The 12,558-nt window shown below is 70.8% G+C and carries 11 protein-coding genes; 5 read left to right on the forward strand and 6 right to left on the reverse strand.

Going from position 1 to position 12,558, the window contains the following annotated elements:
• Positions 1 to 6: 6 nt before the first annotated feature.
• From FYW99_RS10095 to FYW99_RS10110, 4 genes are all read right to left on the reverse strand, one after another.
• The gene (locus FYW99_RS10095; protein WP_150251772.1) at positions 7 to 3,414 is read right to left on the reverse strand and encodes a hypothetical protein; all 3,408 of its coding nucleotides are present in this window, start codon (positions 3,412 to 3,414) and stop codon (positions 7 to 9) included.
• A 58-nt stretch (positions 3,415 to 3,472) separates the two neighbouring features.
• The gene (locus tag FYW99_RS10100; RefSeq protein ID WP_150251773.1) at positions 3,473 to 3,847 is read right to left on the reverse strand and encodes a DUF6507 family protein; all 375 of its coding nucleotides are present in this window, start codon (positions 3,845 to 3,847) and stop codon (positions 3,473 to 3,475) included.
• Positions 3,844 to 4,215, reverse strand: coding sequence for a hypothetical protein (locus tag FYW99_RS10105; protein WP_150251774.1), 372 nt, complete (start codon positions 4,213 to 4,215; stop codon positions 3,844 to 3,846). Before FYW99_RS10105 ends, FYW99_RS10100 begins: the two co-directional genes overlap by 4 nt.
• Before the next feature lie 1,281 nt (positions 4,216 to 5,496).
• Positions 5,497 to 6,222, reverse strand: coding sequence for a DUF6069 family protein (locus FYW99_RS10110; protein WP_150251775.1), 726 nt, complete (start codon positions 6,220 to 6,222; stop codon positions 5,497 to 5,499).
• 220 nt (positions 6,223 to 6,442) lie between these two features.
• On the opposite strand from FYW99_RS10110, the gene alr reads away from it, so the two are divergent.
• The 5 genes from alr (at position 6,443) to tsaD (ending at position 10,598) form a co-directional block, all read left to right on the forward strand.
• The gene (gene alr / locus FYW99_RS10115) at positions 6,443 to 7,573 is read left to right on the forward strand and encodes an alanine racemase (protein WP_150251776.1); all 1,131 of its coding nucleotides are present in this window, start codon (positions 6,443 to 6,445) and stop codon (positions 7,571 to 7,573) included.
• 324 nt (positions 7,574 to 7,897) lie between these two features.
• Positions 7,898 to 8,410 (forward strand): tRNA (adenosine(37)-N6)-threonylcarbamoyltransferase complex ATPase subunit type 1 TsaE, encoded by a 513-nt coding sequence (gene tsaE / locus FYW99_RS10120; RefSeq protein WP_150251777.1) that lies wholly within the window; start codon positions 7,898 to 7,900, stop codon positions 8,408 to 8,410.
• Positions 8,411 to 8,420: 10 nt separating this feature from the next.
• Positions 8,421 to 9,098 carry a tRNA (adenosine(37)-N6)-threonylcarbamoyltransferase complex dimerization subunit type 1 TsaB gene (tsaB, locus tag FYW99_RS10125; RefSeq protein WP_150251778.1) on the forward strand — a complete coding sequence of 226 codons (678 nt, stop codon included), beginning with the start codon at positions 8,421 to 8,423 and terminating at the stop codon, positions 9,096 to 9,098.
• Entirely contained in the window at positions 9,095 to 9,571 is a 477-nt protein-coding gene (gene rimI, locus FYW99_RS10130) for a ribosomal protein S18-alanine N-acetyltransferase (RefSeq protein WP_150252232.1), read from the forward strand. The genes tsaB and rimI overlap by 4 nt, the downstream gene beginning before the upstream one ends.
• A complete protein-coding gene (gene tsaD / locus FYW99_RS10135) occupies positions 9,564 to 10,598 on the forward strand; it encodes a tRNA (adenosine(37)-N6)-threonylcarbamoyltransferase complex transferase subunit TsaD (RefSeq protein WP_061079932.1) in 1,035 nt (344 codons plus the stop codon). Before rimI ends, tsaD begins: the two co-directional genes overlap by 8 nt.
• A 66-nt stretch (positions 10,599 to 10,664) precedes the next feature.
• On the opposite strand, the gene FYW99_RS10140 is transcribed toward tsaD, so the two are convergent.
• Complete coding sequence (locus FYW99_RS10140; RefSeq protein ID WP_150251779.1) at positions 10,665 to 12,098, reverse strand: GntP family permease; 1,434 nt, start codon at positions 12,096 to 12,098, stop codon at positions 10,665 to 10,667.
• 130 nt (positions 12,099 to 12,228) lie between these two features.
• Positions 12,229 to 12,390, reverse strand: coding sequence for a hypothetical protein (locus tag FYW99_RS31730; RefSeq protein ID WP_190394615.1), 162 nt, complete (start codon positions 12,388 to 12,390; stop codon positions 12,229 to 12,231).
• Between the last annotated feature and the right edge of the window lie 168 nt (positions 12,391 to 12,558).

Genomic DNA, 12,558 nt, shown 5'->3' on the forward strand with positions numbered 1-12,558 from the left:
ATACTCCTAGGTGAGGTCGGGGGCGTTCGGGTAAGTGATCTTCTGCTGCGGAAACCCGTTGATCCAGTATTCAACGAAGATGGCGCTGGGTGGTGGATCCAGGATTTCTATCACCTTCCCCTTTTTTGTCTTTACTTCGAATCTAGGGAGGTCTGGATCATAAACCTGGCTCACTCTAACGTGGAGTTTCGGAGGGTTGGGGCCGTTCTCCGCGCAGGATTGCCAGTAGTCTACCTCAGCATGCCAGGATGGTTTGTCAATTTTCCCTCGCGGGTAATCGAAATCGCTGTTCAGGACCGAAAGCATATAACTTTCGAAGTTCCTGTAGGAGGCGCTGAGGCTCCAGTCGTTCATCTGGTGCTTGTTGACCTCCTCCATCATGGCAACCTGATTGAGGCGTTCGGGGATGCCTCCGTACTCTGAGACTCCGATGACGTGTCCTCCGTTCCACCGGGTCAGCTCGTACTGGGGTGCCTCTGTTGAGCCAGGGTACTTTCCGGGGTTCCTTTCAAAATCTTCCTTCAAGATCCTGTTGTAAGCTTCGTAGTACCTCTCGGCCGCCTTCCTTACGGCAGTGTCCTCGCTGGGTATCCGATGCGCCCTGTCCTGGGTGAAGTGCCCGTCGGAGATCAGGTTTCTTCCGCGCGAGTTCGTTTCGAACGTAAACGTAGTGTTGTTCGTTTTGATGTGGTAGGCCGTGTGTGGCCTAGGATTTGCCAGTTCTGGATGCGCCCTATCGCTGTATGTTGCCTCCATTTCTATCCTCCTGATCTCGCCATCTTCGTTGGTTGTATATTCTCCTCTGTGGTTTCCGTTTTCTTCGAATACATCGTATTTGGTGTTTGGGGATAGGCCCCCTCTGTCCCCGAATCTCTCGTCGAATGCTGGTGCAAGGGTGTTGCTCGCTTCGATCTTCTGACTTGCCAAGTCGCGCTCTGGTTTTACTGGTCCCGCGCCTTCGTTGGGTGTGGGTCCGGATCCACCTATATCTTCAATAAACCTTGCTCTGCTAAGTTTAGCTGTTCGCGCCTCTGCAAGGTTCGATGAGCTTCCCCCTGTGGGTTCCTGTGTTCCAGTGACTGCTTGTGTGCTGTTTGCTGAAGTCTCGTCGTGGGCGGAAGCGCTGACATCCTGGTTGACGATGGCAGGTTCCTGGTGGCTGGTCTGTGAGTTGGTGTTGTCGAGACCACCGGCACGGGGTTCGTCACCACGGTCGCCGCGATTGTTGCGTAGTTCGGAGCCGCTCCGCGCGTCAGGTGCACCGACCCGTGAGGCGTCGATCCGGTGGCCGCTGCTGTCCCCCAGGTCCACGTGCTGGACACGGCTGTGGGGGATCGGTTTCTGCGCGCTCACGGTGTCGGCGTGGGGACGCGGTGCCGTCGTCGCGAACTCCTTGTCGGTCTCGGGCTCATCGCGGCCGTCGTGTCCGTTCCGCACGTCCCGCCCGTCGCCGGGGCCACCCTCCCAGTTCACATGGGGGTAGTCGCTCGCCACCGCGCGCATGTCGGAGAAGGTGGCGTTCACGCGGCCGTCCAGCCCGTACCTCTCCGCGACCTGGGAGTCCTTCAGAGGAGAGGAGCCCGGGTCCACGGTGGCGCGGTCGCCCTCGTACAAGGCGGTCTCGGCGCGTTGGTTGACCTGGAAGTTCGCGTGGTCCTCAGTCGTGAACATGCCGTTGACCTGTTGCAGCAGCCTGTTGCTCTCGCTGAGCTGCTCGGCGGTCGGGTCCTGAGAGCTGCTCTCGTTCGGCGAGGACCGGTGGGAGGTGTCCGAGGTGTCCGCGAGCGCTGGTGCGGGAGAGCTGACGCGGTCGTTCTCGGCACCGTCGTCGAGAGAACCCTGTTCGTCGTCCGTCTCGGCACGGTCGGGCTCGGGTTCTGTCCTGGCGGGCTTCCGAGGTTCGTCGGAAACCTCCGTTGTCTCGGTCCTGGGCCTGGCGGGCCTCTCGTTCGCCTCGGTCTCCCGGTCCGCGACCGGCTGCGCGGCGGGCCTCCTCGGCTGGGAGGGGTCGCCCTCACCCTGAACGGGTGTGGACCGCGGTGGAGGGGACCCGTCCGCGTGCGAGCCGTCTGCGGGATCGTTCGCGATCCTCTGCAAGCGGTCCAAAGACCCCCTCAGCTCCCCCAGTTGCTGCGGGCTGAGTCCGTCGGGGTCGAAGACACTGGTGTCGATCCGTAGGACGGGGGCACCGCTGCCCCCGAAGGTGGGGACGTTGGCGGGCAGGTCCACGTCGGTGTCCGTCGCGCCGCCGGATCCGCTGTCACCGCCGCGACCGCCCATGCCGTCCACGATGGCCATGCCGCGCCAGGCCATCAGCGGCACGCCGACCACCGCGCCCACGCCGGTGGCGGACAGCGCGGCGCCCAGGGCGGTGACACCGATGTTGAGCACGGCGGTGCCAATCACGTAGCCGGGCCGCTCGCCCCACTCCTCCCAGGGCACCACCGAGTGGGCCAGGTCCTTCCACGCCGAGCCGACGGTGTCCCAGCCCGACCAGCCGTAGCTGTCGGACTCGGCGTCGTACATGCCCACCAGCGAGGCCACGGACTGGATGTTGCTCTCGTGGTACTCGTACAGGGCGTCGCCCCAGGACATCTCGAACCAGCCCTCGGAGCTGTGCATGCCCAGCATCGCGCCGGTGCCCTCGACCGCCCCGACCCCGAAGTCCCACACCGCGTCCCAGCCGTCGACCAACCAGCTCTCGTCGACGGCGGCCCCGCCCATGCCCCACTCGGTGGCCAGGTCTGACAGGTCCTCCTCGTAGCCGTGGTAGAACACGTCCGGGTCGAGGGCGCCGTCCCCGGAGGGCGTCTTCTCGAACGGGGTGCGGCCGGGGACGAACCGGTTGATGGCGTTGGCGCAGGCGAGCTCGGCGTCCGCGTAGTCCTCGATGATGCGTGTGCCGTCCTCGATGAGGCGCTTGTTCTCCGCGACGTCGGGGTGCTCGCCGATGCCGAAGAAACCGGACACGCCCTCGGCCTTGCGCCAGTCCTCGCCCTTGGCGTCGATGCGGGCCCGGAACCCGAAGGCCTCGGCGCTCAGGCTGGACCAGCGGGACTTGATGTCGCGCAGGTCGGCGGCGAAGGTCTCCAGCGCGCTCGCGGCGTGGCCGAGATCGGTCGAGACCGTGTCGCCGTCAGCGGCCACCGGGTCGAGCACGGAGTGGAGCACCTCCGCCTCGGGGGCCTTGTAGTGGGTCGTCAGCCCGCCCCAGGCGGACGTGATGTCGTTTCCGGTGTCACCGACCGACTCCCCCGCGCTGCGCAGGTCGGAGGCCAGGGTCTCGATGTAGTCGGGGGAGGGGGTGGGCACGGGGAAGGTCGCGGGGCTGACCTTGTCGTCAACGCCGGTGAGCATGTCGGTCTGTTCGCCGATGGTCAGTGGCGCGCTCGGGGCGATGTCGGGAGGAAGCACGTGGGAGGACTCCGGGGGAGAGGTGACCGGGGGAGGAGGCGGCGAGGGGCGGTCGGGGTCAGACGAGTTCGGCGTTTCCGCCCGGAGCGGGCGGCGGGGGCGGGTCGGGGACCACGCCGACGTTGCGCTGCGCCTCCAGCGCCATCTCCTCGTTGCCCGTGACGTAGGCGGTGGTCGCCTCGCTGGTCTGTGTGACGGCGTTGCCGGTCAGGGAGAGCATGTCGCCCATGAGCCCGAAGTAGTGCTCGGCGAACTCGCCCAGGGCGACCCCGATGGGGGCGCTGTTGATGTGGGTGCTGAGGGTGGTGACGCGTTCCTCGATCGTCGTCATGTCACCGAACAGGCCCTCGGACCCGCCCTCCTCGCCGAGGTGGGAGAGGGTGGTGACGAGCACGGCGCCGATCTCCGGGGGGTTGATGTCCCAGACGGTCACGGGGATTCCTCCTGACACTGTTCACGGGGTTCTTCGGGGGCGGGGCGGGAGCGGAAGGCCTCGGGGCGGAAGGTCCCGGTCCCGTGGTCGGGGCCGGAGCGGACCACGGGCTCGGGCTCGGCCCGGAGCGCCTCGACGGTGTGGAGCATCTGGTTCAGGGCAGAGCGGACCCGGGTGAGGTCGGTGTGGGCGCGCAGGCGCATGTACTCCGAGGAACGCTGGATCCTGAGCCCGGGGTGCGGATGCGGATGCGGGTGCGGATGCGGTGCCGACGGCCCCCCTTCCTGCCCGGGGACCCGCGCCGGGGGCCGCTTCCGCGGTGGGAGTGCCTCCTCGTCCTGGTCGAGGCGCACGATGTCGAACTTCACCGGTCGTTCTCCCCTCTCCGTCGTCCCCCGCGGCATCCGCATGGACGCGCTCACCATGTGGTGTGTACCGACGTACGGAATGTAGGCAATGGTTCCATTGTGGAGTGGTCCGCCGACATCCGCCGAGACGGGTGTGGACGTCTGCCGGGGCGGGGTGTCAACGATCCGCGGGCACAGGAGCAGGTCGGGAGCGGTGCACGCGGAGCACGGACGCTCCGAAACCGTCCGGATCCGTGCGGTGTGCCACATGTGCCTGGCCGGATGCGGCCAGGTCCGACGCACCCGCTCGGTTTCCCATGCCCGGACGGAGGCTCCGAGACGCCCCGCACGGCGGGTGGTGAGGGCCCTGGTGGACCGCGCGGTCGCCCGGGTGCGAACGGGACGCCCGCCCCCCGGTCGGTATCGCGCATGCGGCTGGCGGCCGGGACGCGTACCGGATTCCCGGAAGGAGATCCGGGCCCCCGCACGCGTCGTCCGCCCTTGCTGGAAAAGGAGATCCGGCCGGTCCTGGAGGGCGGGGACACGGCCGGATCTCCGCTTCACGGACCCGGAGGTCGGCTCATACGGGGCGGCTCGCCGCGGTGGCGTCGTGGACAGGCGCCGACCCGCTGGCCGACATCCTCTTCGGGGTCCTCGGGGGAGCGTGTTGGGCTGGAAACGGCAGAAGGTGCGGGGTTCCGGTCCGGGAGGCGCGCAGGTGGGCGCGCAACCTCCGGAAGGCGGACGCGGTGAATCCCTTTTTCTTTTCCCTTTTCCTTGCTCTGACTGTGCTGTGGTTTTGCCCGGGCACGCGTACCCCGAAACACCCGCTTGCGGCTTCACCGGTCGTTTATTCGGGGTGTTCTTGTTGTGTCCCGACAGAAATTGGTGTGCTTTTTCCTGAGAATGGAGAAGATGAGGAGATATGCGGATCAGGTGATGTTTTCGGGGTGGCTGCGGTCATACGAACCGCTTGGTGGTGCTTCGTCGTGCCCGGTGCCCATCCCGTCCCCGTTCGCGCCCGTCCCGCACCCGCCTCGTCCCGCGCCTCACCCGGGCCCGCGCATCTCCGTTCCCACCCCGCCTCCGCCCCGCGCCCGCCTCCTCCCCTCACCCGGACACACGGGCCCGGGCATGCGAAAGGGGGCGGAGCCGCTCGGCTCCGCCCCCTCGTGCGCCGCGGGTCAGGGGGCGCCGCTCTGGTTCCCGGGGTCACGGGTCACCTGGTCCGGTTGCGCGTCCGGATCGTCCGGGTCGTTCGGCGTGCTGGTCGACCGGCGTGTCGGCCGCCCGGCCCGCCGCTCATCCGGCGTGCTGGTCACCCGGCGCCTGCCGGTCGTGTCGCTCGCGGCTGGCCTGTTCCGCCTCCGCGTCCATCTCCTGGGCGCGGATCTGGTTCCTGTGGTACTCGCCCTGCTTCACGTCGGGCAGGATGCCCTCGTGTCGCAGGACGGGCTCCTCGCGGGGGCTCCGCGCGGGCTCCCGAGGATCCACGGGCTGCGTCTCGTCCCTCGGCTCGGGTGCCGGTTCCCCGACGGGCCGCACGGTCGCCTCCTGCGCCGTGTACGCCGTCCGGCCATCCCTCGGTGTCCGGCTGCTCAGGGTGGAGGCGCGCCCCACGCTCCGCAGCAGGGTGATGATCGCGACGCCCGTGACCAGGTTGATCACGGCCGTGCTGACCTGGCTCGACGTGTCCACGGGTTCGCTGAACGGGGCGACGGCGGCGATCGCCGTGATCAGCCCCAGGATCCACCCGAAGAACTTCATCGCCCGCGGGGCGCTGAGCAGCAGCATGTGCATCAGCCCCGTGGCCAGCAGCGCCGCGACGGCTGCCATCAGCGCGTAGGCCACCGTGCTCGCGTCGCCCAGTGCCCCCGCGCTCTCCGGTGCGAGCACCGGAACCCCGAACACCCCCCGGAAGACCAGGGCGCCCGCGAAGATCACCAGTGCCGCCACGACGGCGGTGGCCATCCCTCCGTACCACAGCCTCGTGGTGTTGACGGGTCGTTCGCTACCTATCTCGGTCATGCCAGTACCCCCAGATACTGTGCCTCTGGGCCGATCCCCTACCCCGCATGCGCCCATGTACTACGAGTGACCGAGAAAACCCGCGTCGTGCCTGGTCATCCGGGACGCCCTGGGGCGCCGGGAAAAACGGTCACGCCTTCCCGGGCGTGTCCGGGCCTCTCCCCGGGCGTGTCCGGGCGTCGCTCCGCCCCGGTCCCCCGCGCGTGGAACACTGGAGTACATGTCTCACTTCGCGCACGCTCGCGTCGACCTCGACGCGATCTCCCACAACGCGCGGGTGCTCCGCGAGTTCGCAGGGGGCACCCCGCTCATGGGTGTGGTCAAGGCCGACGGCTACGGGCACGGCATGCTCCCGTCCGCCCGCGCCCTGATCGCGGGTGGCGCGACCTGGCTGGGCACGGCCTTCATCGGCGAGGCCCTCGAACTGCGCCGTGCCGGGCTGACCCTGCCCGTCCTGGCCTGGATCATCCCGCCCGGTGAGCCGGTCGCGGAGGCCGTCGGGGCCGACATCGACCTCGGGGTGAGCGACCGCGCGGTCCTGGACACCGTGATCGCCGAGGCCCGCCGCCTGGGCCGCACCGCCCGTGTGCAGCTCAAGGCCGACACCGGCCTCAACCGCGGCGGCGCGGGTCCCGCCGACTGGGGCTCCCTGACCGAGGCCGCCGCCCGCGCCGAGGACGAGGGGCACCTGCGCGTCACTGGCGTGTGGTCGCACTTCGCCTGCGCCGACGAGCCGGGCCACCCCTCCGTCGCGCGCCAGCTCTCCCGCTTCCACGAGGCCCTGGAGGTCGCGGACAAGGTCGGCCTGACCCCCGAGGTCCGGCACATCGCCAACTCGGCCGCGCTGCTCACCCTCCCCGAGGCCCGCTTCGACCTCGTCCGCGGCGGGATCGCCGGTTACGGCCTGTCTCCGATCCCCGGCTTCACGGCGGCCGGACTGCGGCCCGCGATGACGCTGCGCTCCCGGCTCGCCCTCACCAAGCGCGTCCCCGAGGGCAGCGGCGTCTCCTACGGCCACCGCTACGTGACCGACAGGGAGACCACCCTGGCCCTGGTACCGCTGGGTTACGCCGACGGGGTCCCCCGCGCCGCCACCAACCGGGGGCCCGTCCTCCTGGGCGGACGCCGCCGCGTCATCGCGGGAACAGTCTGCATGGACCAGTTCGTTGTGGATGTCGGCGACGACGCCGTGGAGGCCGGTGAGTACGCGGTGCTCTTCGGGAACCCGGACGAGCACCCGGACACCCCGACCGCCGAGGACTGGGCCGAGATCCTGGACACCATCCCGTACGAGATCGTCACGCGGGTGGGGCCCCGGGTCCCGCGCGAGTACGTCGGCGGGGACGCCTGAGCCCCTCCGCCGCGCCAGTCCGTCCGCGGGCGTGGTCCGTCCGCAAGCGGACCCCGTCCGGCACGGAGTCCGTCCGAGCGCCACGGAGCCCGGCACCGGCGCGGCACGGCTGCGCGGGTCCCGCCGGACCACACGGCACACCGCGGCGGCACGGCGGCCCACACGGCGGCGGGAGTCTGACCGGTCACCGCGATCCGGTCACAGACCTCCTCCATCCGGCCTAACCTGGGTGAAGGGGGTGCGCTCCGGCGGCCCCGCCCGCACACGCCCTGACCCGGCGCGCCGCGATCCACCATCCACACCAGATCACGAGCAGCGAATCTGATGACAGACGCGACAGCAACCACTCCAGGTGCGGCCACCGTCCGCGAGGTCACCGCGGCCACCGACGACGCCATGCGCACCCTCGGCCGCGACCTCGCCGCCCTCGCCCGACCCGGCGACCTGCTGATCCTGTCCGGGCCGCTCGGCGCGGGAAAGACCACCCTCACCCAGGGCCTGGGCGAGGGCCTGGGCGTGCGCGGATCGGTCACCTCCCCGACCTTCGTCATCTCCCGGATCCACCCCTCCCTGACCGGAGGCCCCGACCTCGTCCACGTGGACGCCTACCGGCTCGGCGGGCCCGGCGAGATCGACGACATCGACCTGGACATGACCCTCCCCGACTCCGTCACCGTGGTGGAGTGGGGCGAGGGCGTGGCCGAGGGGCTCTCCGACGACCGGTTGGAGATCCGCATCGAACGCCACCCCGACGACACCCGCTCCGTCCACCTGCGCGCCGTCGGCGCCCGGTGGACCGGCGCTGACCTGCCCGGCACCGCCGCCGGGCGCGGATAGGCGGTCACCCGTGCTTCTCCTGGCCTTCGACACCGCCACCCCGGCGGTCACCGCCGCCATCGGCGAGACCGGCGCCGACGGCTCCTTCACGCTGCGCGCCAGCGCGAGCTCCGTGGACGCCCGCCGCCACGGCGAACTGCTCGGCCCCACGATCGCGCGGCTCACCGAGGAGGCCGGGATCGTCCTGGCCGACCTCGACCACGTCGCCGTCGGCGTCGGCCCCGGGCCCTACACCGGCCTGCGGGTCGGGCTGGCCACCGCGCACGCCCTGGCCGACGCCCTCGGCGTCCCCTGCCACGGCGTCACCACCCTGGACGCGCTGGCCTTCGCCACCGGGCGCTCCGAGCCCTTCGTCGCGATGACCGACGCCCGCCGCAAGGAGGTGTTCTGGGCCCGCTACGACGACCGCCTCACCCGCGTGGGCGAGGTGCGCGTCGACCGCCCCGCCGAGGTGGACACCGGCGGGCTCGCGCTGGTCGGCGACGGCGCCCGCATGTACGCCGACGTGCTCGGCGCCGGTTCCGCCGCGCCGGACCCCCTGCACCCGGACGCCGCCGCCATGGCGGAGCTGGCCCTGCTGCGCCTGGGCCGCGGCGAGGAGCTGCCCGCGCCCACCCCGCTCTACCTGCGCCGTCCGGACGCGGTGGAGCCCGGTGCCCCGAAGAAGGTGCGCCAGTGGGTGAAGTGACGCCGACGCCGGGCCTGACCGGCGTGAGCCTGCGCGCGATGACCTCCGACGACGTTGCGGCCGTCATGGACCTCGAACACGCCCTGTTCCCGCTCGACGCCTGGAGCGAGGGCATGCTCAGGGACGAGCTGGCCGAGCCCACGCGCCACTACCTGGTCGCCGTGTCCGGGGACGCCGTCGTCGGCTACGCCGGGCTGCGCGCCGTCCCGCCCGAGGGCGACGTGCAGACCATGGCCGTGTCCGAGCAGGTCTGGGGCCGGGGCGTGGGCAGCTCGCTGCTCACCGAACTCCTCACCGAGGCCGGACGGCGCGGCGTCACCCACATGTTCCTGGAGGTGCGCTCGGACAACCCGCGCGCCCAGAGGCTCTACGGCCGGTTCGGCTTCGTGCAGATCGGTGTGCGGCGCGGCTACTACAACGGGGCGGACGCGCTCGTCATGCGGCGCGTCGCCGAGGAGGGGAACCATGAGTGACCTGCCGCTGGTCATGGGGATCGAGACGTCCTGCGACGAGACCGGCGTCGCCCTGGTGCGCGGCTGCGAGCTGCTCGGCGACGCCGTGGCCTCCAGCGTGGACCAGCACGTCCGGTTCGGCGGTGTGGTGCCCGAGGTGGCCAGCCGCGCGCACCTGGAGGCGATGACCCCAACCGTGCACCGGGCGCTGGAGCAGGCCGGGGCCAAGCTGTCGGACGTGGACGCCGTCGCGGTCACCGCCGGCCCGGGCCTGGCGGGCGCCCTGCTCGTGGGCGTGTCCGCGGCCAAGGCGTACGCGATGGCCCTGGGCAAGCCGCTCTACGGCGTGAACCACCTGGTGGGCCACGTGGCCGTGGACCAGCTGGAGCACGGCCCGCTGCCCAAACCCTCGATCGCCCTGCTGGTGTCGGGCGGCCACACCTCGCTGCTGCTGGTCAACGACCTGGCCACCGAGGTGGTCTCGCTCGGCGACACCGTGGACGACGCGGCCGGTGAGGCCTACGACAAGGTGGCGCGCCTGCTCGACCTGCCCTACCCGGGCGGTCCGCCCATCGACAAGGCGGCGCAGCGGGGCGACCCCAAGGCGATCCGCTTCCCGCGCGGCAAGTGGGGCGACGGCACCTACGACTTCTCGTTCTCGGGCCTGAAGACCGCCGTGGCCCGCCACGTGGAGGACACCGACCGCCGGGGCGAGCCCCTGGTGGTCGCCGACATCGCCGCCGCCTTCCAGGAGTCGGTGGTGGACGTGCTCACCCGCAAGGCCGTGGACGCCTGCGTGGAGCACGGCGTGAGCACGCTGGTCATCAGCGGCGGCGTGGCGGCGAACTCGGCGCTGCGCGCGCTGGCCGAGCAGCGCTGCCGGGAGGCGGGCGTCGAACTGCGCGTCCCGCGCCCGCGCCTGTGCACCGACAACGGCGCGATGATCGCCGCCCTGGGCGCCGAGGTCGTGGCGGCGGGCCTGCCCGCGTCCGCCCTGGACCTGGCCACGGACACGTCCCTGCCGGTGAGCTCCCCGCTGGCGATGTAGCCCACACGTGACCGCCCCGGCCCGGCCCGGAACGGTTCCGGGCCGGGGCGGTCACGCCGGTGTCCCTCATCCGGCCAGCGCCAGACCCGCGCTGATGGCGGCGGCGATCAGGAACGCGATGGACCCCATGAGGGTCTCCATCACGGTCCAGCTCTTGAGGGTGGTCTTGATGTCGATGTCGAGGTAGCGGTTCATCAGCCAGAAGCCGGAGTCGTTGACGTGCGAGAGCACCGTCCCGCCCGCCGCGATCGCGATGACCACGAGCGCGATCTCGGGCTGCGACATCCCCGCCTCCGCGATGAGCGGGGCCACGATCGGGGCGGTGGTGACGATCGCGACCGTCTTCGACCCCAGGGCCACGCGCATGATCGTGGCGATGATGAACGCCAGGACGACGGCGGGCAGGGCCGTGGCGGACAGGATCCCTGCCACGGCGTCGCCCGCGCCCGTCGCCTCCAGGACCTCGCCGAAGACCCCGCCCGCGCCGGTGACGAGCAGGACCAGGGCGGTCGGGCCCAGGGACGCGGAGGCGGCCTTCTCCACCCGCTCGCGCGTCATGCCCCCGCGCAGGCCCAGCAGCCAGAAGGACAGCAGGGTGGCGATCGTCAGCGCGGTGACGGGGTTGCCGACGAAGAGCAGGGCCTCCAGCACGGGCCCCTCGGGGACCACCAGCGGGGAGAAGGTGTTGAGCAGGATGAGGGCCACCGGCAGGACCACCACGGCCAGGGTCAGCGACAGCGGGGGCGCGTTCTCGGGGACCTCGCTCAGCTCGTCGCCCTCCCCCTGGAAGGAGGCGGGGACGGGGACGAAGTTGCGGTCGCCCAGCCGCTTGCCGAACACGTAGGCGCCCAGGTACCAGGCGGGCAGGCCGCAGACCAGGCCCATGAAGGCGATCCAGCCCAGGTGCCCGCCGAGCAGCTCGGCCGCGGCCACGGGGCCGGGGTGGGGCGGCAGTACCGCGTGCATGATGGCCAGCCCGCCCGCCGCGGGCAGCGCGACGCTGATCAGTGACCGGCCAGTCCGAGCGGCGACCGCGTACAGCAGCGGGACCATGATGATGAAGCCCACGTCGAAGAAGACGGGGACGCCCAGGAGCAGCGCGGTCAGCCCCATGGCGAGCGGGGCGCGGCCCTCGCCGAAGAGGGTGAGCAGGCGCTGTGACAGGAGCTGGGCGGCGCCCGTCTCCTGCATCATGCGGCCCAGCATCGCGCCGAGGGCGACGATGATGGCGATGCCGCCGAGGGTGTCGCCCATCCCGGCTTCGAGCAGGCCCGGAATGCTGCTCAGGGGCAGGCCCGCGGTGAACGCCACGGCCGCGCTCACCAGGAGCAGCGCGATGAAGGCGTGCAGTTTGGCCCGCAGGACCAGCACGAGCAGCAGGCCCACGCCGAGGGCGACGGTGAGGATGAGGGCCCACGGCGGGAGGGACCAGGCCGCGGCGGGGGCTTCGCTCGCGGAGAGGAACGCCCCGGCGGCGGAGGGGTGGGTGGTGGAGAGCATGGGAGACCTTGTCTCGGAAGGTGCGGGCGCTCCGCCGAGGCGGGACGCCGGGGGCCGCGGCACCGGAGGGGGATCCGGTGGCGGAGGTGGTTCCTGGAGCTGGTTGAGGCTCCGGAGAACCCGGGGAGAGCTACCGGCGCGGTAGGTCGGCGGCGGGGTCGAGCCCGGTGGCGAGGACGGGTCCGACCCGGCTGCGCTCGGCGGGCGGGGTGCGGGGGAGGGAGAGCGCCGATCGGCGCATGCGTTCGGTGAGCCTCCCGGGGAATTCGGGATCGGTCCCGATGACGCTCATATCGTCTCCATGTGTAGATGGCATCTTTGTGTGTAGCCGCAGGTTATTTTGGGGGACACATCACGTCAACCTGGGACACGGAGCACAGAGGATGATGAAACGGGCAACACCCCGGCCAGTGCTGCGCGTGGCGCCGCAGGCGCGGGCCCGGGGGAGGGCAGGGGTACG

It is taken from the genome of Nocardiopsis deserti, from assembly GCF_008638355.1.
GTDB classification, from domain to species: domain Bacteria; phylum Actinomycetota; class Actinomycetes; order Streptosporangiales; family Streptosporangiaceae; genus Nocardiopsis; species Nocardiopsis alborubida.